The 20,056-nt window shown below is 56.6% G+C and carries 19 protein-coding genes; 10 read left to right on the forward strand and 9 right to left on the reverse strand.

The features are described from left to right. Positions 1-16 precede the first annotated feature (16 nt). The 6 genes from RSK20926_RS17500 (at position 17) to RSK20926_RS17525 (ending at position 5,916) form a co-directional block, all read left to right on the forward strand. A complete protein-coding gene (locus RSK20926_RS17500; RefSeq protein WP_008208772.1) occupies positions 17-370 on the forward strand; it encodes a nuclear transport factor 2 family protein in 354 nt (117 codons plus the stop codon). Next, the gene (locus RSK20926_RS17505) at positions 367-1,896 is read left to right on the forward strand and encodes an ABC transporter ATP-binding protein (protein WP_008208773.1); all 1,530 of its coding nucleotides are present in this window, start codon (positions 367-369) and stop codon (positions 1,894-1,896) included. Before RSK20926_RS17500 ends, RSK20926_RS17505 begins: the two co-directional genes overlap by 4 nt. Then, the gene (locus tag RSK20926_RS17510) at positions 1,897-2,991 is read left to right on the forward strand and encodes an ABC transporter permease (protein WP_008208774.1); all 1,095 of its coding nucleotides are present in this window, start codon (positions 1,897-1,899) and stop codon (positions 2,989-2,991) included. Beyond that, the gene (locus RSK20926_RS17515; protein WP_008208775.1) at positions 2,991-4,001 is read left to right on the forward strand and encodes an ABC transporter permease; all 1,011 of its coding nucleotides are present in this window, start codon (positions 2,991-2,993) and stop codon (positions 3,999-4,001) included. Before RSK20926_RS17510 ends, RSK20926_RS17515 begins: the two co-directional genes overlap by 1 nt. A gap of 212 nt (positions 4,002-4,213) precedes the next feature. Continuing rightward, a complete protein-coding gene (locus RSK20926_RS17520) occupies positions 4,214-5,134 on the forward strand; it encodes a sulfite exporter TauE/SafE family protein (protein ID WP_008208776.1) in 921 nt (306 codons plus the stop codon). A gap of 2 nt (positions 5,135-5,136) precedes the next feature. Then, entirely contained in the window at positions 5,137-5,916 is a 780-nt protein-coding gene (locus RSK20926_RS17525; protein ID WP_198136595.1) for a TIGR02186 family protein, read from the forward strand. A 176-nt stretch (positions 5,917-6,092) separates the two neighbouring features. Here the strand turns inward: RSK20926_RS17525 and RSK20926_RS17530 are convergent, their stop codons facing one another. From RSK20926_RS17530 to RSK20926_RS17550, 5 genes are all read right to left on the reverse strand, one after another. Further along, positions 6,093-6,830, reverse strand: coding sequence for an SDR family oxidoreductase (locus RSK20926_RS17530; protein ID WP_008208780.1), 738 nt, complete (start codon positions 6,828-6,830; stop codon positions 6,093-6,095). Then, entirely contained in the window at positions 6,827-8,362 is a 1,536-nt protein-coding gene (locus tag RSK20926_RS17535; RefSeq protein WP_008208782.1) for an ATP-dependent DNA helicase, read from the reverse strand. The genes RSK20926_RS17530 and RSK20926_RS17535 overlap by 4 nt, the downstream gene beginning before the upstream one ends. A 58-nt stretch (positions 8,363-8,420) precedes the next feature. Next, positions 8,421-9,140, reverse strand: coding sequence for a helix-turn-helix transcriptional regulator (locus RSK20926_RS17540; RefSeq protein WP_008208783.1), 720 nt, complete (start codon positions 9,138-9,140; stop codon positions 8,421-8,423). A 360-nt stretch (positions 9,141-9,500) separates the two neighbouring features. Then, complete coding sequence (gene ccrA, locus RSK20926_RS17545) at positions 9,501-10,781, reverse strand: crotonyl-CoA carboxylase/reductase (RefSeq protein ID WP_008208784.1); 1,281 nt, start codon at positions 10,779-10,781, stop codon at positions 9,501-9,503. 229 nt (positions 10,782-11,010) lie between these two features. Then, complete coding sequence (locus RSK20926_RS17550) at positions 11,011-12,093, reverse strand: acyltransferase family protein (protein WP_050773116.1); 1,083 nt, start codon at positions 12,091-12,093, stop codon at positions 11,011-11,013. A gap of 201 nt (positions 12,094-12,294) precedes the next feature. Here RSK20926_RS17550 and RSK20926_RS17555 point away from each other — a divergent pair, with 201 nt between their 5' ends. The 3 genes from RSK20926_RS17555 (at position 12,295) to deoD (ending at position 15,423) form a co-directional block, all read left to right on the forward strand. After that, positions 12,295-14,247: a protein meaA gene (locus RSK20926_RS17555; protein ID WP_008208786.1), complete on the forward strand. Its 1,953-nt coding sequence runs from the start codon at positions 12,295-12,297 to the stop codon at positions 14,245-14,247. Between the two features lie 133 nt (positions 14,248-14,380). Continuing rightward, positions 14,381-14,698, forward strand: a complete 318-nt coding sequence (locus RSK20926_RS17560) for an H-NS histone family protein (protein ID WP_037255643.1) — start codon at positions 14,381-14,383, stop codon at positions 14,696-14,698. Between the two features lie 20 nt (positions 14,699-14,718). Next, positions 14,719-15,423 carry a purine-nucleoside phosphorylase gene (gene deoD, locus RSK20926_RS17565; protein ID WP_008208789.1) on the forward strand — a complete coding sequence of 235 codons (705 nt, stop codon included), beginning with the start codon at positions 14,719-14,721 and terminating at the stop codon, positions 15,421-15,423. A 124-nt stretch (positions 15,424-15,547) separates the two neighbouring features. Here the strand turns inward: deoD and RSK20926_RS17570 are convergent, their stop codons facing one another. The 3 genes from RSK20926_RS17570 to RSK20926_RS22915 form a co-directional block, all read right to left on the reverse strand. Further along, the gene (locus tag RSK20926_RS17570; RefSeq protein ID WP_037255645.1) at positions 15,548-16,393 is read right to left on the reverse strand and encodes an urea carboxylase-associated family protein; all 846 of its coding nucleotides are present in this window, start codon (positions 16,391-16,393) and stop codon (positions 15,548-15,550) included. Between the two features lie 85 nt (positions 16,394-16,478). After that, positions 16,479-17,648 (reverse strand): type III PLP-dependent enzyme, encoded by a 1,170-nt coding sequence (locus RSK20926_RS17575; protein WP_442852525.1) that lies wholly within the window; start codon positions 17,646-17,648, stop codon positions 16,479-16,481. A 462-nt stretch (positions 17,649-18,110) separates the two neighbouring features. Beyond that, entirely contained in the window at positions 18,111-18,287 is a 177-nt protein-coding gene (locus tag RSK20926_RS22915) for a hypothetical protein (RefSeq protein ID WP_008208795.1), read from the reverse strand. A gap of 157 nt (positions 18,288-18,444) precedes the next feature. On the opposite strand from RSK20926_RS22915, the gene RSK20926_RS17580 reads away from it, so the two are divergent. After that, complete coding sequence (locus RSK20926_RS17580) at positions 18,445-19,200, forward strand: hypothetical protein (protein ID WP_008208796.1); 756 nt, start codon at positions 18,445-18,447, stop codon at positions 19,198-19,200. 65 nt (positions 19,201-19,265) lie between these two features. Here RSK20926_RS17580 and RSK20926_RS17585 read toward each other — a convergent pair whose 3' ends face one another. Beyond that, complete coding sequence (locus tag RSK20926_RS17585) at positions 19,266-20,045, reverse strand: succinate dehydrogenase iron-sulfur subunit (protein WP_008208797.1); 780 nt, start codon at positions 20,043-20,045, stop codon at positions 19,266-19,268. Positions 20,046-20,056: the final 11 nt, after the last annotated feature.

Here is a 20,056-nt window from a genome sequence, read left to right on the forward strand (position 1 = left end):
GAGAAAGCCCCAGGCCATGACTACGTGTATTCATACGTTTTTTGAGGCCTGGGGCGTTACATCGCCCGAACTGCGTGCGGAAAAAACCGCTGCCGCTATCGGGCCAAACTTCTACTATTCTGATCCCAACGCAGTTGAACCCATCCGGGGACAAGAGGCCTATCTGGACTATATCGCGCAGTTTTCTGCGATGATGCCAGGCGCTTCTGCCCGGGTTCTTTCGGTTTCTCAGCACCATGGCCACCTAAGGGCCACGGTCGAATTTGCAAAAGACGGCAAGCGCATGATGCTGGGCCAGTATTTTGCCGATTTGACCGATGGGAAGCTCTGTCGCGTGATCGGATTTACAGGCATGGGAGAGCCCGATTGACCGCGCCCGCCATTGAACTCAAAGGCATTTCCAAAGCCTTTGGCCCTGTACAGGCAAACAAAGATATCTCTATCAGTGTCGCACCCGGAACCATCCATGGGATCATCGGTGAAAACGGCGCTGGAAAATCCACACTGATGTCGATTCTTTACGGCTTTTACAAAGCCGACAAAGGTGAAGTCTGGATCAACGGTAAGAAAACCGAAATTCCCGATAGCCAGGCCGCCATCGCCGCTGGCATCGGCATGGTGTTCCAGCACTTCAAGCTGGTGGAGAATTTCACCGTTCTGGAGAATATCATCCTCGGCGCAGAGGATGGCGGGCTGCTGAAGCCCTCGCTCTCCAAGGCGCGTAAGATCCTGAAAGAACTGGCCGCCGAATATGAGCTGAACGTAGATCCTGACAAGCGGATCGACGAGATCGGCGTTGGCATGCAGCAGCGAGTCGAAATCCTAAAAGCCCTTTACCGTCAGGCCGACATCCTGATCCTTGATGAACCGACCGGTGTTTTGACCCCGGCCGAGGCCGATCAGCTGTTCCGCATCCTCGACCGGCTGCGCGGCGAAGGCAAGACCATCATCCTGATCACCCATAAACTACGGGAGATCATGGAGTACACCGATACAGTTTCGGTGATGCGGCGCGGTCAGATGACCGCGACAGTCAAAACCGCAGAGACCAGTCCCGAGCATCTGGCCGAACTGATGGTCGGGCGTAAAGTCTTGCTGCAAGTCGACAAAGTCCCCGCCAACCCCGGCAAGCCAATTCTGGAGATTGAAAAACTCCGGGTCATAGACGAGGCCGGTGTCGAACGGGTGAAGGGCATCGACCTCACCGTGCGTGCCGGAGAGATCCTCGGAATCGCCGGGGTTGCCGGCAATGGCCAGTCCGAGCTGCTGGAGGTCCTAGGCGGCATGCGCGAGGGTATGGGTTCAATCCGGCTGAATGGAACGCCTCTGCCCCTTTCCGGTTCTGGATCCGATGCCCGTGCACGGCGCGCGGCCCATGTGGCCCATGTGCCCGAAGATCGGCAGCGCGAAGGTCTGATCATGGATTTCCACGCCTGGGAAAACGTCGCCTTTGGCTATCACCATGCGCCCGAATACCAAAAGGGCCTGTTGATGGATAACACCGCCCTGCGCGCGGATACCGAAGCCAAGATGGAAAAATTCGATGTGCGCCCGCCGGACCCTTGGCTGGCGGCCAAAAGCTTCTCCGGCGGCAACCAGCAAAAGGTGGTTGTGGCGCGCGAGATTGAGCGCAACCCGGATCTTTTGCTGATCGGCCAGCCCACCCGAGGGGTGGATATCGGCGCCATCGAATTCATTCACAAACAGATCGTCGAACTGCGCGACCAGGGCAAAGCCATCCTGCTGGTCTCGGTCGAACTGGAAGAGATCCTGTCCCTCTCCGACCGCGTCGCCGTCATGTTTGACGGTATGATCATGGGTGAGCGCATGGCCGCAGAGACTGACGAAAAAGAACTCGGCCTGTTGATGGCCGGTGTCGCGGGGGAGGCCGCGTAAATGGAAAAAATGCCTAAATGGGCCGATGTGGTTCTGATCCCGCTGATCAGCCTCTTCCTGGCCGCAGTGCTCTCTGCCCTGGTGATCCTGGGTATCGGCGAAGATCCGGTGGCGGCTGTCAAACTCATGGTCGACGGCGCCCTAGGCTCCAGCTATGGCTGGGGCTATACGCTCTACTATGCCACCAACTTCATGTTCACCGGACTTGCGGTGGCGGTGGCAGCTCATGCGGGTCTGTTTAACATCGGCGGCGAAGGCCAGGCGATGCTGGGCGGCTTGGGTGTGGCTGTTATCTGCCTCTTCATTCCCTGGCCGCATTGGTCGCTGGCGCTGATCTTTGCTGCGCTGGCAGCTGGCCTCTTTGGCGCTGCCTGGGCAGCAATCCCGGCCTATCTTCAGGCCAAGCGCGGCAGCCATATCGTGATCACCACTATCATGTTCAACTTCATCGCGGCTGCGGTACTGAACTACCTGCTGGTAAACCAATTGCGCCCCGTAGGATCAATGGATCCGGCTAGCGCCCGCTTTGCAGAGGCTGTGCATCTGCCCTCGCTGCATGAAATGCTGGCGCCTTTGGGGATTGCCTTCTCCAAGTCGGCCCCTGCCAATGTCAGCCTGCTGGTTGCCCTGGCCGCCTGTATTCTGGTCTGGGTGCTGATCTGGCGCACTTCGCTGGGTTTCGAGATCCGCGCCTTTGGCAAATCCGAACCCGGCGCGCGCTATGCCGGCATTTCGCCAGTCAAGATCACGATGATCGCCATGCTGATTTCCGGCGCACTGGCCGGCATGATGGCGACCAACAACGTGATGGGTGAGGCCGAGCGCCTGGTACTGAACTCCACCGAGGGGGCGGGCTTCATCGGCATCGCTGTGGCCCTGATGGGCCGCAACCACCCCTTTGGCGTCTTCCTGGCTGCGATCCTCTTTGGCTTTCTCTATCAAGGCGGTGCTGAGCTGGCACTCTGGACCAAGATCCCGCGTGAGCTGATCGTGGTGATCCAGGCCCTGGTGATCCTCTTCACCGGTGCGCTGGACAATATGGTACGGATGCCGCTTGAGCGTATCTTCCTGGCCTTCCGCAAGGAGGCGAAGTGATGGATTTTCTCACTCTGATCCAGGTGCTCGATAGCACTGTACGCCTTGCCACTCCTCTGCTGCTGGCCTGTCTTGCAGGCCTCTACTCGGAACGCGCTGGCATCTTCGACATCGGTCTGGAAGGCAAGATGCTGATGGCGGCCTTCTTCTCAGCAGCTGTAGCAGCCGTCACTGGCAATGTCTGGCTCGGTCTGCTGGCAGGCATCGGCTCTTCCATGCTGCTGGCCGGCCTGCACGGGGTGGCCTCAATCACCTTCCGGGGCAACCAGCTGATCTCTGGTGTGGCGATCAACTTCCTGGCGGCAGGCATGACAGTGCTGATCGCGCAGGACTGGTTCCAGCAGGGCGGACGCACACCCTCGCTGATCGGCGGCGGGCGCTTTGTCCCGATCGAGCTGCCCTTTGCCATCGGCCCTGCGGATGCGGCAGCTGCTGGCGTGCCGCTGACGCAGATGCTGAAAGAGGCGGGCTGGGTCTCGCAGATCTATTCCGAGCTGATCTCGGGCCATTCGATCCTGGTCTATCTGACCTTCCTCTTTGTGCCGCTGACAGCCTGGATCCTGTTTGGTACCCGCTTCGGGTTGCGTCTGCGCGCCGTGGGTGAAAACCCGGCTGCGGTGGATACCGCCGGCGTCTCAGTGGTGGGCCTACGCTTTGCTGCGGTAGCCATCTGCGGCGTGCTCTGCGGCATTGCCGGCAGCTACCTGGCCACCGCCCTGCAGGCCGGTTTTGTCAAGGACATGTCGGCAGGCCGCGGCTTTATCGCCCTGGCAGCGCTGATCTTTGCCAAATGGCGCCCCTGGCACGCCCTTGGCGCCTGCCTGCTCTTCGGTTTATTCCAGGCGCTCGAACTTCGTCCCGACGTACTGGAAGCCGCTTTCGGCATGAAAATCCAGGCCCAGTTCCTTGGCGCCCTACCCTATGTCATGACAGTCGTCATCTTGGCTGGCTTTGTTGGCAAGGCCATCCCGCCCAAGGCCGGCGGAGAGCCTTATGTAAAAGAGCGCTAAGGCGGCCTTTCAGATCACAAACAAGACCCGGCAGAGACATTCTGGCGGGTCTTTTTCTTGCTTTGACTTTGCAAACGGCAAGGTTCTCCCCCATAGATTGTGAAGCACAATGCGGGGACCTTAAGTCCAGTTTTTCACATCAAATCAGTCCTGCGTGCTGCAAAGCGGCATAGTCAGTTGATTTTGTCCTATTGCTGAGCTTAAAGAGGAACATGCAAATATACCTCCCCATCGCCGAAGTATCGGTCAATGCCTTCCTCCTCCTGGGTCTGGGTGGAATTGTGGGCGTTCTTTCGGGCATGTTTGGTGTGGGCGGCGGCTTCTTGATGACGCCGCTGCTGTTCTTTATCGGCATTCCCCCGACCGTCGCAGTTGCAACAGAGGCCAACCAGATCGTGGCCTCATCCTTCTCTGGGGTTCTTGCACATTTCCGAAGGCGAACCGTCGATATCAAGATGGGGGTTGTCCTGCAAATCGGCGGCGTCATTGGCGCAGCCCTTGGTGTGGTGGTCTTCAACTACCTCAAGAGCCTTGGGCAGGTCGATCTGCTGGTAAAGCTTTGCTACGTTGTCTTTCTTGGCGTTGTGGGTGGGTTGATGTTCATCGAGAGCCTCAACGCCATGCGCAAATCCAAGCGCAGCGGCGGTGCTACCCCGGTGCGGCGCCAGCGCGGTTGGGTCCACGTCCTGCCCTTCAAGATGCGCTTTCGTACCTCTGGCCTCTATATTTCCGTAATCCCGCCCATTCTGGTTGGGGTCTGCGTTGGTATCCTGGCTGCCATCATGGGTGTCGGTGGCGGGTTCATCATGGTCCCCGCAATGATCTATATCCTGGGCATGCCCACAAAGGTCGTGGTTGGCACCTCTCTGTTCCAGATCATTCTGGTCACCGCCTTCACCACCATGCTGCATGCCACCACCAACTACACGGTTGATATCGTTCTGGCGGTGCTCTTGCTTGTTGGCGGCGTGATTGGCGCCCAGATTGGCACCCGAATTGGCGTCTACCTCAAAGCCGAACAGTTGCGCATTCTGCTGGCCCTCATGGTGATCGCGGTCTGCGCCAAACTGGGACTTGATCTGCTTCTCATGCCTGCCGAGCTTTACTCGCTTGGTCCAGCAGGAGGGCATTGATCATGATCCGCTCTCTCATTGCCTCTCTCTCGCTTGGGATCGCGGCGCTGGCCTATCCCGCCACAGCCGGAGAAGAAGAGGTCGTCCTTGGCCTCAGCCAGGACCGGGTTGCTATCACCGCGACCTTTGACGGATCAGAAATCCTGATTTTTGGCGCAGTCAAACGCGAAACCCCAATTCCGGATGGTGACCCGTTGCAAGTGATCGTTGCTGTCTCCGGTCCCAGTTCGCCGGTCACCGTGCGCCGCAAGGAAAAGAAATTTGGCATCTGGGTCAATACCGACAGCGTATTGGTCGACTCCGCACCCAGTTTCTACGCTATCGCGACCAGTGCGCCCTTTGCTCAGGTGATCTCTGACACTGAGGATCTGCGGTACAGTGTTTCTATTGAACGTGCGATCCGGTCTGTTGGCGCCGCAATGCACATTCGTGGCGCACAAGATTTTGCAGAGGCCGTGGTTCGCATCCGCGAGAACCGCGATCTCTACTCCCTTCGCGAGAATACGGTTGCGGTGGATCAACAAACCCTGTTCCGTACCGCAATCGACATGCCCGCCGATCTGACCGAAGGCGAGTATAAGGCGCGTATTCTGCTCACCCGCAGCGGTGAGGTCGTCTCTCATTTCGAAACCGATATTGACGTGCGCAAAGTTGGACTCGAGCGTTTTCTCTTTGCGCTCTCGCGTGAGCAGCCCTTTGTCTACGGGCTAATGTCCCTGGCCATCGCCATAGCCGCGGGCTGGGGCGCCTCTGCAGCTTTCCGGCTTCTGCGCAACAGCTGAGAGACTGCCCGAATTTTCGGCATCAGCGAGGCCGTGCGCCGGATGCATTCCAGTTGCTTCAATGCGCTGCAGCGCCGCGCACAAGCGCGGCGCTGGGCCCAAGGGGATGCGATGCGCGTCAGCGCGTCAAATCCGGGCGGGAGCCCCGCCTGCGCCAGACAAATTCCCCGCCGAATTCATCCTCTGCCGATATAGGGCATCTTGGTGGCCATGACGGTCATGAACTGCACATTGGCCTCCAGCGGCAGATTTGCCATATGCAGCACAGACCGCGCCGCGTCCTCCACCGCAAAGCTCTGCATCGGCTCTGCCTCAGGGTCTGCTTGGGCCTGACGATGGCTCAGGTCTTCCACCATGGGTGTGCGCGCATTACCGATATCGATCTGGCCGCAGGCAATGTCAAAAGGACGCCCGTCTAGTGATAGGCTGCGGGTCAGGCCTGTTATGGCGGATTTGGTCGAGGCATAAGGCACCGAATGCGGGCGCGGCACATGGGCCGCAATCGACCCGTTGTTGATGATCCGCCCGCCCTGAGGCTTCTGCCGCCGCATCTGCCGAAAAGAGGCGCGCGCTGCCAGAAACATGCCATTGAGGTTCACATTGACCGAAGCATACCAATCCTCCAGTGCAATTTCATCAATGGTACCGCCAGGGGTAAAGATCCCGGCATTGTTAAACAGCACATCCAACCGCCCCGCCTGCATGGCAAACTGGTTGACCGCATGGTCCACCGCCGCCGCATCCGTAACATCGGCAGGCAGCACCATGGCGCGGCTATGGCCCAATGCCACCTCTTCCAGCGCCGCTTGGCGACGCGCCAGAAGCCCCACGGTCCAGCCCTCAGCCAGGAACAGCTCCGCCACGGCCCGGCCAATGCCGGAACTTGCACCGGTTACCAATATGGATTTCGTCATAGAGGTGCTTCCTCTTGCATTTTCAATGTCAGCGCCGCCGCCGGGGCGGCCTTCAGATCATCCACCCGCAGCGGTCCGGTGGGTTTGGCTAGTCGGTTGCGCACGACCCAGATCAGGCGTTCCTGCGCCCGGGTGATGGCCACATATGCCAGCCGCTTCCATAGCGGCTGCCCGGCCTCCACCCGCCCCATGCGCGCGGCAGCATAGATGTCCGGTGCAAAGACCTGGGTGGTGTCCCATTGCGAGCCCTGGGCCTTATGGATCGTTACCGCCGCCCCGTGCAGAAAGGCCGCGCCCATGCGGGCGGCAAAGGGGATGAAGGGCTCTTCCTGATCCGGTTTCTCGATCTTCACAATTGAGGCCGCAGAGACCTGCGGGTCCTCAGCTCCCATCACGTGCAGCCGGGAGAAACCCGGTTTGCGGCCCGGCCCCAGATAGACCACCTGCGCGCCCTTGATCAGGCCGCGAGCCTCAAGATCCAGGCGTTTTTTGCGGTGCTTCAGCGGCAGTTCAATACCGTCGCAAATCAAGGGCTCGCCTTCGATCAGCGCGTCCTCCGGGGCACCATGCACCTGCCGGAAGGCATTGATCAGGCGGATCCGGGTGTTGTTGCGCCAGACCAGCACCGGCGAGCGCGCCATCAGGTCCACCTCAACCCGCTGCCCCCAGACCACCCGTTCGTCGCGCCGGGCAGTCTCTTCGATCATGCGCTCAAACTCCTCAAACCCCAACGACGGGTCCGCCAGCGCATGCGCGAGATCTAGGATCGGGTTATCCGCATCCTGGCGATGCACCCGCTGCAGCTGCAGCTGCCGGTTCTGCGGCAGAGTCTCAAACACCATCGAGCCCGATTGGTTGACCGGCGCCAACTGCGCCGGATCACCAAAGAGCACCAAATTTGGAAAAATCTCTTTCAGATCTTCGAACTGGCGGTCATCCAACATCGAAGCTTCATCAATGAAGCCAATATCCAACGGATCATCCCGCCGCTTCCAGCCGGTGATAAAATCCGAGCCTCGAAGGCCAGCAGCGGCCAGCGCGCCGGGGATGGATTTATTGACCTCATAAAAGGCATGGGCACGGGCCAGAGCCTCCGGTGTCACCCCTTCGATCTCCGGCTCTTCGCCATTGCCAGTCAGCCATTCAGCAATGCGCTCATACTCAGGGTCATAGACCGGGGTATAGAGAATACGGTGAATGGTGGTCGCAGGCACACCGCGCAGACGCAAGACGCTCGCGGCCTTATTGGTAGGTGCCAGGATCGCCAGTGAACGGCGCCCAGTTTTCTTGCGGCTCTCGTAATCGCCCGAGACCACTTCAACCCCGGCCTGTTCCAAGGCCTTGTACAGCTCAGCCAAAAGCAGGGTTTTTCCTGAGCCCGCCTTGCCAATGACGGCCATCACCCCCGCTTCACCTTTTGGAGGTTGCAGCAATCCATCATCCATATCAACGCCCGCTTGTCGAAGCAGGGCGGATACGCTGTCATAGGCCTGGGCCTGATCTTCTGAAAACTGCAAAGCCTGATCTGTCATGGCGCGACACTACAGGGCCGCCGCAGCAGGCACCAGTCGCAAAGCCTGGGCTTTGCTCTCAGATCACAATCAGCCCGCAACTGATAGCACGTGCAATGGCATGGGTGGTGTTAAGTGCACCCAGTTTGAAACGCGCGCTCTCGATATAGACCCGCAGTGTATGCTCGGAAATCGAAAGCGTCTTAGCGACCTGAGCCCGGTTATACCCGATAGCCAAAAGGGTCAAAGCATCCATCTCTCGGGGAGAAAGCGGAGGCGTATGCTCGGGTTTGCGCTTTGGCTCGAACTCCAGGGCTTTACGGTTGAAGTAATGCCCGACCAGGATCAGCTCCTGACTAAAGGTATCGATAAACTCATCCCAGTTGGCATCGTTGCAGCTATGACTAACCGTAAAGAGGGCAAATTGACCATTGGGACCCCGGATCGGCACCGAATACCCCTGATTGCCAACACCATAGTTTTGCGCATCCGAGCGAAACTCCTTTGCCTGACGGGTCGTCCAATCCAACCTGCGCCAGTCAACTGGGTGAAAGCGCTGATAGCACCCCGCAATGACCGGGTCTGAACGCACATATCCTTTGTCCAGATAGCGCTGGATCCAAGCCTGTTTGTAGGTGCCGCACCCATATTGATCACCTGCGCTGTCGACCCAATGGTACATGGCATCGTCAACACCAAAGGCTTGGCATACTTCTTCAATAATGGATTGCAGCCCATCAAGAGACTCTGTCAGATCAAGTGCCTGCAGAATATCATCTAGATCCACCGGTCTTCCCATATCGCACACGTCAAAAATGATAGAGCCGCCCTGATTGAGGCCGAAGCCTTGGGCGATCTAATTGTTTTGAATTTCGTCCATCCCGAGTTTCCTTTTGCCGTGCGTAAGGGGCACAGGTCAATGCATGCATTATCATAAATGATAAAAATAGCAGTGGAAACTCGCCAAAAGTAGGAGTCATGCATGCGCCGCAGCATTGGAGCAAAGCCTCACTCACCCAAGGGGTTGAGCGGAAATGACCCGCCCAATCTATACGCGCATTTTCATCTTCCCAAAAAGGCAAAGCAGCGCGGATTGCCAATGACAATCTACGCTGCTTTCAGTCCCTTTGTGGGACCTCTACTTCAACTCGCCTCGGCGTTAACCCGCCAAGACCTCAGCCAATGTTCGCATTCCGGTCTTTGGCGCCTGGACCAGAACAGACATATTGCCTGGCAGATGCTCATTGCGCAGCATCTTCATGTGGGCTTCTGGAAGGTCGTTCCAGGTAAAGACCTCTGACATGCAGGGATCTAGGCGACGCTCTACCATCAGCTTGTTCGCGGCAGCCGCCTGTTTCAGATGGGCAAAATGCGAGCCTTGCAGACGCTTCTGGTGCATCCACATGTAGCGCACGTCGAAAGTCAGGTTGTAGCCGGTGGTCCCGGCACAGATCACAACCATACCGCCCTTTTTCACCACAAAGGTGGAGACCGGAAAGGTGCTTTCGCCAGGGTGCTCGAACACCATATCAACGTTGTTGCCCTTGCCGGTGATGTCCCAGATCGCCTTGCCGAATTTGCGGGCTTCCTTGAACCACTCGGCATATTCCGGGGTGTTCACCGTAGGCAGCTGGCCCCAGCAGTTGAAATCTTTGCGGTTCAGAACGCCTTTGGCGCCAAGCCCCATGACAAAGTCGCGCTTGCTCTCGTCCGAGATCACGCCGATGGCGTTGGCGCCGGCGGTGTTGATCAGCTGGATCGCATAAGAGCCCAGACCTCCGGAGGCGCCCCAGACCAGAACATTCTGGCCCGGCTTCAGATCATGCGGTTCATGGCCGAAGAGCATCCGGTAGGCGGTGGCCAGCGTCAGCGTGTAGCAAGCGGCCTCTTCCCAGGTCAGATGCTTGGGGCGCGGCATCAGCTGCTGGGCCTGCACATTGGTGAACTGGGCAAAGGAGCCATCCGGGGTCTCGTAGCCCCAGATCCGCTGGCTAGGAGAATACATCGGATCGCCACCGTTGCATTCTTCATCGTCGCCGTCATCTTGGTTACAGTGGATTACAACTTCGTCGCCAACTTTCCAGCGGGTCACCTTGGAGCCAACCGCCCAAACAATGCCCGAAGCATCGGAACCGGCGATGTGGTAAGGTGCCTTATGGCCATCGAATGGTGAGATCGGTTTGCCCAAAGAGGCCCAGACGCCATTATAGTTAACGCCTGCCGCCATCACCAGAACCAGCACCTCGTGGCTGTCCAGTTCTGGCACGTCCACGACCTCCTGCACCATGGCCGTATTGGGCTCACCATGGCGTTCCTTGCGGATCGCCCAAGCGTACATTTTCTTGGGCACAAAGCCCATCGGGGGGATTTCGCCCATCTCATAGAGATCTTTTTCGGGCGCCTCATAAGACATGATGTCGGTCTGGGTGTCCAATGCCATGATGGCCTCCTTCGTCCTGCGCGTTTGCCGCGATGCAGAATCGCGGCGATTACCTAGGGAATAGGATCGGCAAAGTAATATTGCAACCTCTTTCGGCTTATATTTGAAATTTTATAACCCTGCAGATGCAGCATGACCCTTTGCAATTGCAGAATACGTCCCTCATCCAGTATCAGGCTCACAGCATTGGGACCACTCAAAATAGAGGATCTCTTGGGCTCTGGCGCCTCTAACTTGTCTGCGTTGTCAACGGATCGGGTGAACTGGCAACTTTTGGCTTGGCCCATCTACGGGCCAAGGCCTGCGCAGGCTTTTCTACCCAGAGATAGACACAGGCGGAGATCAGCAAGATCAGCGCAAAAATCCCCGCAAGGCAGAGAAGGTAAACCGCAGAGTGCGCCCCCGGTGGAAACAAGGAAATCAGCGCATTGCCGATATTGTTGTGCAACAAATAGACAGAATAGCTGCCCAACCCCAATGTCGCTAAGGGCCAGCTTCCCAGCCATTGAACAAACCGCAACCGCAATGCACAAGCCAGGACCAAGAGATATATCCCAGCCAAAACACTCGCCTGAACAAGACCTTCGGAGATATACTGCGAAACAGCGAAACTCCAAAGCAGCAAGGCCAAGCTGCGCGTTTTCACACCTTCCTGGTAAATCTGAGAAAACAGCATACCGGCGGCAAACAGATGTAGGTACTCACTGGACAGAAAGCGATAGTATATCTTTGGCATCATCCCCGGTAGAAAACTCTCCGAAGCTGATAGAGAAAATTGCGCTAACAAAAGACAAAAAGCCCCGCGTTCGCAAAATCGCTGCCGTCCGAGCATTGCGAATAAGGCCGCAATTATCAGATAGAATTGTGCTTCGATCGCCAGTGTCCAATAGACAGGATCGATGTAGTTATCCAAGGCAAAGCTGCCCGGCCAGATCTCTGGCCTGGTAAAGGTCAACGAAGGTACAAAGGCCGTTATCTCCCTGCGGGCAAATAGGGCAAAGTCAGTACTCAGCACCTGCATCACCAAGAATGTCAGCGCAGAACAGACAGCTAAAGCGGGCCACAACCGCAGGAAACGTTTCAGCAGAAAGCGAGCTCCCCCACCACCTGAAAGCAGTGAGATCGGGATCACAAATCCGGAAATTATAAAGAATAGATGCACCCCGAGATTACCGTAACTAGCCCAAGGTAACAACGTGTCACCATAGGGGTAGAACTTTGGGTAGCTCTGAAAATAGTGGAAAAAGACAACTGCGAGCACCGCAAGAGCACGCAGTCCGTCAAAAACGGAAAGCCGGGTTGGAAACAGCACGAAAACCTCAATGAGTTTAACGAATAAAATTTCTATCAACTTATAGGTGCAACTTCAAAAGAAGCAACCCGGAGGCGAGGAAGACATGCTCTCTCGAATCCACGAATGCCGCAACGCAGCGAATTGACAAGGGTGTAAAATTGCAGTTTACATCAGCTTGACGTAATAAAATTACCCACACACTGACTCGCGAGGCCCGTAATGCCGCAGATGCAAAAAGACCGCCCCTGGCTGATCCGTACCTATGCAGGCCATTCCACCGCCAAGGCTTCGAACGAGCTTTATCGCGCGAACCTGGCCAAGGGGCAGACCGGCCTTTCGGTGGCCTTCGATCTGCCAACGCAGACCGGCTATGATAGTGACCATGTGCTGGCGCGCGGTGAGGTGGGTAAAGTTGGGGTGCCAATCTGTCATCTGGGTGACATGCGCACGCTGTTTGAAGAGATCCCTCTAGAGCAGATGAACACCTCAATGACGATCAACGCTACAGCCCCCTGGCTGCTGTCACTGTACATAGCGGTGGCTGAGGAGCAGGGCGCGGATGTATCCAAGCTGCAGGGCACCGTGCAGAATGACTTGATCAAGGAATACCTATCGCGCGGCACCTATGTCTGCCCGCCCAAACCCAGCCTCAAGATGATCGCCGATGTAGCTGAATACTGCTACACCAACGTGCCCAAGTGGAACCCGATGAACGTCTGTTCATACCACCTGCAGGAAGCTGGCGCGACACCGGAGCAGGAACTGGCCTTCGCCTTGGCGACCGCACAGGCGGTTCTGGACGAGCTGAAACCGCGCATCGCGCCTGAGGCCTTCCCGGCGATGGTCGGCCGCATCTCTTTCTTTGTGAACGCGGGCATCCGCTTCGTGACCGAAATGTGTAAGATGCGGGCCTTTGTCGATCTGTGGGACGAGATCTGCGAGAAACGCTATGGCGTTGCTGATCCGAAATTCCGCCGCTTCCGTTACGGGGTGCAGGTAAACTCACTGGGCCTGACCGAGCAGCAGCCGGAAAACAATGTCTACCGCATCCTGATCGAGATGCTGGCAGTGACCTTGTCGAAAAAGGCCCGCGCCCGCGCGGTGCAGCTGCCCGCCTGGAACGAAGCGCTGGGCCTGCCCCGCCCCTGGGACCAGCAGTGGTCCATGCGTATGCAGCAGATCCTGGCCTATGAGACCGACCTTCTGGAATACGGCGATCTCTTCGACGGCAACCCGGCGGTCGATGCCAAGGTTGAAGAGCTGAAAGAAGGCGCCCGCGCCGAGCTGGCTAACCTGGAATCCATGGGCGGCGCGGTTGCTTCGATCGAATACATGAAGGGCCGTTTGGTCGATTCCAACGCAGAACGCCTGAACCGGATCGAAAAGAACGAAACCGTTGTGGTTGGCGTCAACAAATGGACGGAAGGTGAACCCTCGCCGCTGCAGACCGAAGATGGTGGCATTATGGTGGTTGATCCGGCGGTGGAGCAGGAGCAGGCAAGCCGCTTGGCAACCTGGCGTGCGAGCCGTGACAATGATGCAGTTCAATCCGCTCTGGCAGCACTTCGCGCAGCTGCAAAAGATGGTAGCAATATCATGGAGCCTTCCATCGCAGCCGCAAAAGCAGGCGTAACCACCGGCGAATGGGCTGAGGAAATGCGGAAAGCCTATGGAACCTATCGGGGACCAACCGGCGTTTCGGCCTCTGTCTCGAATAAGACTGAAGGATTGGAAGACCTCCGCGACGCAGTAAATGCAGTCAGCGATCAACTGGGACGTCGGCTGAAATTTGTGGTTGGAAAACCTGGCCTCGACGGGCACTCAAACGGAGCCGAGCAAATTGCATTCCGTGCGCGCGATTGTGGCATGGATATCACCTACGACGGGATCCGCATGACCCCGGAGGAACTGGTCACCCAGGCTCAGGATGACGGGGCTCATGTTGTGGGGCTCTCAATCCTATCTGGCAGTCACCTTCCCTTGGTTGAAGATCTGATGCAACGTATGGAGCAGGCCGATCTTAACCACATTCCCGTGGTTGTAGGTGGGATTATCCCTGAAGAAGATGCCGAGAAGTTGCGCCAAATGGGCGTGACCCGGGTTTACACTCCCAAAGACTTTGAATTGAACGCAATTATGGGGGATATTATCGAATTAGCAAAACCCTCATAGGTTGCTAATACCCTTGGAAACTTCAATTCCTCACATTTATGCTAAATTTATGGGGTGAAATCCTCAATTTGATTTGGCATGAATGCGAATGACCTGCAGAATGCAGTGCAATACCTGGAATTGGAGTATCAAAATGAGCATTGACCTAACGGCAATGTCCCGCAAAGAGCTTCTCGAACTTAAAAGCGGTATCGATGTAGCGCTGAAAGAAGCTGAATTGCGCGAACGTAGCGAAGCAATTAAGGCCGCGGAAGAAGCCGCTGCAAAATATGGCTTCTCTCTTGAAGAAATCACTGGTTCGGCCAAGTCAGCTGTTAAGAAGCAAAAAGCCGCCGCAAAATACCGCAATCCCAGCAATCCAGACGAAACTTGGAGCGGGCGCGGGCGTAAACCACATTGGGTCCACGCAGCTTTGACCTCTGGTAAAGACATTTCGGAACTGGAAATTTAGACACGGCGAGGAGTCGCTTTATGACTGTCCATATTGGTGCGGAAAGTGGTGATATTGCTGAAACCGTCTTGATGCCTGGGGATCCCTATCGTGCAAAGTGGGCTGCAGAGAATTTTCTGCAAGATGCCCGCCTCGTAAATGAAGTGCGTGGAATGCTGGGGTACACGGGGACCTGGAACGGAAATCCGGTAACAATTCAGGGCAGCGGAATGGGTATGCCTTCCCTGTCTATTTATGCAAATGAATTAATACGTGATTTCGGTGCCAAAACCCTTATCCGAATTGGCTCCTGCGGTGGAATGCAGCCACAGGTGAAGTTGCGTGATGTTATCCTCGCAATGAGTGCGAGCACGCTGGGCTCCCCTTCTCGCGGTATATTCCGGGAATTGAATTTTGCCCCTGTTGCCGATTGGGGTTTGCTTCAGGCGGCGGCAAAAGCGGCAGAAAAGCACGAAGCAAACTTGCATGTCGGCGGCATCTATTCTTCGGATGTCTTTTACGACGAACGTCCTGATCTGAACGAACAGATGGTGCGTCACGGTATTCTTGGTGTCGAAATGGAGGCAGCAGAACTCTATACGCTCGCAGCCCGGCATGGTTGCCGTGCCCTCGCCGTCCTCACCGTTTCTGATCATCTGGGAACCGGAGAGGCCCTGCCATCGGATCAGCGTGAGCGCAGCTTTGGCGATATGGTTGAGATCGCTCTTGAGGCAGCTTTCGCCTGAGTAGACTTTCAACGCCCAATGGTGCGTGAAGTAAAACCTTTTGAAGCAGCCCCAGGGCTGCTTCTTTTCATTCTAAACCTCATACAGCCCGAAACACGCAGCTGATCGGCCTCACTATGAAGTGCTATCGGCCATGGCTCTGATCATAGCCGTTCAACGCCGGGCTCTGCCAGTTTTCCAGCGCGCCTTCCTTTGGCGCAAACACCTCAACAAGAAGTGGGAAACATGCGGCGGTGTCGCTGGAGTGCTCAGAGGAGCAATCCCCTCCTGGGCAAGCACTCAATGCACCAAGCAGTGGAATCTCTGCGAAAAACTCCAGGTAATCGCCGGGACGCACCGGGCTGGCTTTCATAAAATACTGGCCGGTATCCCGCGTGAAGCCTGTGCACATAAAGACATTCAAAACATCATGCACATAGGGCTCGGCTTCGCTCAGACTCATCCCTGTGTGATCAGCCAGGGCCCGGATCAGGTTAGAATGGCAACAATGGTGATATTGACTGCCTGCAAGCAGGTTCCCTGTATAGGGGTCGCAACGGGTGCCAATCACATCATGAACCGAGCCACCAAACTCATCCATGCCATACCAGCCAAGGCTATCCTCAATTATGGTCGCCATCGGGCGCATCTGCGGAAAAGAGGACCACATGCGTTCTCCGGTGGTGATGTGCGTTCCATGGAGCGCGCGCGTCTTGCCAGAGTAAAACCGTTCTTTCAGATCATCGCGGTTCCACAGGTTAAGGTCCCCAACCTGGGCTCCCTCAACCGAAGAAATGCGAAAGAAGTAACCAGCTGGCACCTCGAAACAACCTGCATCACGGGGCTCTACAAGAGTTTCAGAGATCTTTTGCGCACCGGCGCGTGCTGTGCGGTAAAGATCCAGATCGGGTTTCGGCAGAGAGTTGTTCGGGTAGCAGATCACCGGCTTAACGGCACGCCGCGCAGCCGCATCCATTGGGGCAGTGGTCATTAATGAGGCCTTCCTGTTGTTTGGCCTCAGCTAGCCTCATTTCCGGGGGCCACTGCAAGCCAAAACCAACAGCTTTTGGCAGGCCTCAGATCACAATCACATCCAGCGGCGGAAACCCGTTGAAACCGATAGAGGCATAGGTCGAGGTATATGCCCCACAGGAATGGATCACCACACGGTCGCCCGCCTTTAGGCCTGTCGGCAGCTGATAGGGCTGCTTTTCATAGAGCACATCAACACTGTCACAGGAGGGTCCGGCCACAACGCAGGGGCCTTTTGCCTCATGATCGCGGTCAGTGGTGATGCGATAGCGGATCGCCTCATCCATGGTTTCGGCGAGGCCCGAGAACTTACCGACATCCAAATAGACCCAACGATGGAGGTCATTCTCATGTTTCTTCGAGACCAGCAGGACCTCGGCGGCAATGGCCCCAGCCTCTGCCACAAGACCCCTACCCGGTTCGGCCATGATCTCGGCAGCCTCGCCAAAGCGGGCTTCGACCTGTTTCATGACCTCACGCGCATAGGCTTCTGCTCCCTGCATCTGCTGATCGTAGCTGGCGGGGAAACCACCACCGATGTTGACCAGGCGGAGGGCATGACCCGCTTCCCGCGCCTGCCGCCAGATCGCTGCGGCCTGATCCAACACCGGCACCCACATGTCTGGCTCCCGGGTCTGCGAACCGACGTGAAAGGACAAGCCATTGACCACCAAGCCCAGTCCTCGCGCCTGGTCCATCAACCTCAGGGCATCTTCGGGTGCACAGCCAAACTTCCGGCTCAGTGGCCAATCTGCTTCGCAGTTTTCCACGATGATACGCAGGCAGACCTCTGCCCCCGGTGCATGGGTCGCGATTTTCTCCAGCTCTTCACTGGCATCAAAGGCAAAATGGGTGATGCCACAGGCATGCGCGTAGGCGATATCGGCAGGACGTTTGATGGTATTGCCAAAGCTGATTTGTGCAGCAGTCGCGCCTGCCGCAAGGCACATATCAATCTCTGCCCGCCCCGCCGCATCAAAATGCGCGCCCAGCGCCACCAGGCGTTTTAGAATGGCCGCTTCTGGGTTCGCCTTGACCGCATAGTGAATACGCGCACGCCCCAGCCCGGCCTCCAAGGCCCTGTATTGCGCGGCTACCGCATCCAGATCCACAACCAGCGTAGGCCGTGCAAAACGGTTCTGGGCGATATACGCTAGGTGACGTGAAAGAGGTTTGGTCGCGCGGGCAGCCTGCCCAGCTACGTTTGCGTTCATGGTCATCTCCAAAAGACCCGGCCATATATGACCGCTCAGTTCCATCAGAGACGTTACCGTCGCTACGTAACCACGGGGGTGCTAAGCCCTTGGGACAGAGGCGCGTGCGTTGGCGTCCTGCCCGTCCTATCGGACATGCTGCTGAGTCTTTCAAGAGTTTTCTTGCATAGACTCCACTCACAAGCCCTCTACAGCAGAGTTCTCGCACCCTCGGCACCTTACTTTTTCAGGTGACAGTACCTAGGTTCAATTAGCCCATCACTCGTGGCACCACAGCTTGCACAGCGCCAGCATCCATTCTTGCGCTCTTCGCGCCAGCGACAGGTCCGCGACAGATTGCTGGTTTTGTGACGCCAGAGAAAATAGGCAAGAACACCTAGCAAGAGAAGAAGAAGTAAGATCGGCATGGCCTTCCTTACTTCGCCCTCATCTCACTCTCAATCCCCTCGAAGAAACAGATCTTTAGGCTGCTCTGAAATAGGGCACATAGCCTAGGGGTTGTTGGATTTCCTGATCCGCCGGTTTGGCTTCGGGCATGTAATAGGCCCAGGCTTGATCCAGGTCCTTCAGGGCTGCCTCAGCTTTTTGCTTGGCGATGGTTTCGGCGATGCGGTCGGTAAGATCTACAGCGGTTTTCACGGCTTTTTCCTCTGCACGGTTTGACTGCCTCCCTCGGAAGACAACTTAGGTCAGAAGCCCTTGAACTGCATGTTACAATTTCGCATGGCCGTCATGCCCGAAACTCAAGGCAATAATGCCTCTTGTTTCCGGGGGCGCTCTCCTGCTTTCTACGCCCATGTTGATGTTTTTCTTTCACGCTTTCCTTTTCCTGTTGCTCACCGCCGTTACGCAGCTAGGCGGAATTGCCTGGCTGCTGGCCCTTTGCTTCAAAAGGCGCCTGCCAGTCTTTCTAGGTCTTTATCTTCTATCGACCATTGCAGCCCATATGCTGGCACCCCATACCGGGCGCGTTCCGGTTAGCTGTTTTGCCAAGGAAAGCCTGCAAGTGCAAAGCTGGTTCTACTGTCTCAGCAATCGGAACTATGTCAGCGCCGATCTAGCGGAGGTCCTGCAAGAGGCGGCATCACAAGTAGAAGCACAGTATCCCGGTACCCAGACCCTACTGTTGGATGCCAACTTCCCGTTTTTGGATGGTTTTCCTTTGCTGCCGCATCTCTCCCACAAAGATGGCCGCAAAGCTGACCTCGCTTTCTATTATCAAGACCAGAACGGTGGGTATTTGCCTGGGCATCTGCCCTCACCCATAGGCTACTTTGCTTTCGAAGACGGGCCGACAGAATGCCCAGATGCTTGGCCCACCCTGCGTTGGGATCTGGCTTTTCTTCAGCCTTACTGGCGCGACTATTCCCTTGAACCTGAACGGCTCAAACTTGTGGTCCAGACCCTTGCCGGGAATGAACGGGTAGAGAAGATCTTTCTGGAACCACATCTCCAACAAAGACTGGGCCTTCGGGACGCCAAGCTCCGTTTCCAGGGCTGTCGCGCCGCCCGGCACGACGATCACCTGCATCTGCAGATCTTTCCAGAATAAGAAACCCCCGGCAGGAGTGACCTGCCGGGGGTTCTAACTAGCCACCAAAAAGATGCGCCTTCGGATCAGACCGCGCGATCGACCATCATATGCTTGATATGGGCAATCGCCTTGGCCGGATTCAGGCCTTTGGGGCAAGTCTTGGTGCAGTTCATGATGGTGTGGCAACGGTAGAGCTTGAAGGGATCCTCCAGCTGGTCCAACCGTTCGGGCGTCGCCTCATCTCTGCTGTCAATGATCCAGCGGTAGGCATGCAGCAGTGCTGCTGGCCCAAGGTATTTGTCGCCATTCCACCAGTAGCTGGGGCAAGAAGTGGAACAGCTGGCACACATGACGCATTCATACAGACCATCCAGCTTTTTGCGGTCCTCAATGGACTGCTTCCACTCTTTGGCGGGCGCGTTAGTCTTGGTTTCCAGCCAGGGCATGATCGAGGCATGCTGCGCATAGAAATGGGTGAGATCCGGGATCAAGTCCTTGACCACCGGCATATGCGGCAGCGGGTAGATCTTTACGTCACCCTTCACCTCATCCATGCCATAGATACAGGCCAGAGTATTGATGCCGCCGATATTCATAGCGCAAGAACCACAGATCCCTTCGCGGCAGGAGCGGCGGAAGGTCAGCGTCGGATCAATCTCATTCTTGATCTTGATCAGCGCGTCCAGGATCATCGGGCCGCAATTGTCCATATCGACAAAATAGGTATCAACGCTGGGGTTCTTGCCGTCGTCGGGGTTCCAGCGATAGATCTTGAACTTACGGACATTGGTCGCACCCTGAGGCTTCGGCCAGGTCTTGCCCGTTGTGATCTTCGAGTTCTTTGGAAGTGCAAATTCGACCATCTGGGCGTCTC

The sequence above is a fragment of the Roseobacter sp. SK209-2-6 genome (assembly GCF_000169455.1).
Classification (GTDB): Bacteria; Pseudomonadota; Alphaproteobacteria; order Rhodobacterales; family Rhodobacteraceae; genus Pseudophaeobacter.

What these genes read in the sequence shown, in the direction of transcription:
- RSK20926_RS17500 (WP_008208772.1), top strand. Translation starts at nt 17, where the DNA reads ATGACTACGTGTATTCATACGTTTTTTGAGGCCTGGGGCGTTACATCG.
- RSK20926_RS17510 (WP_008208774.1), top strand. Translation starts at nt 1,897, where the DNA reads ATGGAAAAAATGCCTAAATGGGCCGATGTGGTTCTGATCCCGCTGATC.
- RSK20926_RS17515 (WP_008208775.1), top strand. Translation starts at nt 2,991, where the DNA reads ATGGATTTTCTCACTCTGATCCAGGTGCTCGATAGCACTGTACGCCTT.
- RSK20926_RS17520 (WP_008208776.1), top strand. Translation starts at nt 4,214, where the DNA reads ATGCAAATATACCTCCCCATCGCCGAAGTATCGGTCAATGCCTTCCTC.
- RSK20926_RS17525 (WP_198136595.1), top strand. Translation starts at nt 5,137, where the DNA reads ATGATCCGCTCTCTCATTGCCTCTCTCTCGCTTGGGATCGCGGCGCTG.
- RSK20926_RS17530 (WP_008208780.1), bottom strand. Translation starts at nt 6,830, where the DNA reads ATGACGAAATCCATATTGGTAACCGGTGCAAGTTCCGGCATTGGCCGG.
- RSK20926_RS17535 (WP_008208782.1), bottom strand. Translation starts at nt 8,362, where the DNA reads ATGACAGATCAGGCTTTGCAGTTTTCAGAAGATCAGGCCCAGGCCTAT.
- RSK20926_RS17540 (WP_008208783.1), bottom strand. Translation starts at nt 9,140, where the DNA reads ATGGGAAGACCGGTGGATCTAGATGATATTCTGCAGGCACTTGATCTG.
- ccrA (WP_008208784.1), bottom strand. Translation starts at nt 10,781, where the DNA reads ATGGCATTGGACACCCAGACCGACATCATGTCTTATGAGGCGCCCGAA.
- RSK20926_RS17555 (WP_008208786.1), top strand. Translation starts at nt 12,295, where the DNA reads ATGCCGCAGATGCAAAAAGACCGCCCCTGGCTGATCCGTACCTATGCA.
- RSK20926_RS17560 (WP_037255643.1), top strand. Translation starts at nt 14,381, where the DNA reads ATGAGCATTGACCTAACGGCAATGTCCCGCAAAGAGCTTCTCGAACTT.
- deoD (WP_008208789.1), top strand. Translation starts at nt 14,719, where the DNA reads ATGACTGTCCATATTGGTGCGGAAAGTGGTGATATTGCTGAAACCGTC.
- RSK20926_RS17570 (WP_037255645.1), bottom strand. Translation starts at nt 16,393, where the DNA reads ATGACCACTGCCCCAATGGATGCGGCTGCGCGGCGTGCCGTTAAGCCG.
- RSK20926_RS17575 (WP_442852525.1), bottom strand. Translation starts at nt 17,648, where the DNA reads ATGAACGCAAACGTAGCTGGGCAGGCTGCCCGCGCGACCAAACCTCTT.
- RSK20926_RS17580 (WP_008208796.1), top strand. Translation starts at nt 18,445, where the DNA reads ATGTTGATGTTTTTCTTTCACGCTTTCCTTTTCCTGTTGCTCACCGCC.
- RSK20926_RS17585 (WP_008208797.1), bottom strand. Translation starts at nt 20,045, where the DNA reads ATGGTCGAATTTGCACTTCCAAAGAACTCGAAGATCACAACGGGCAAG.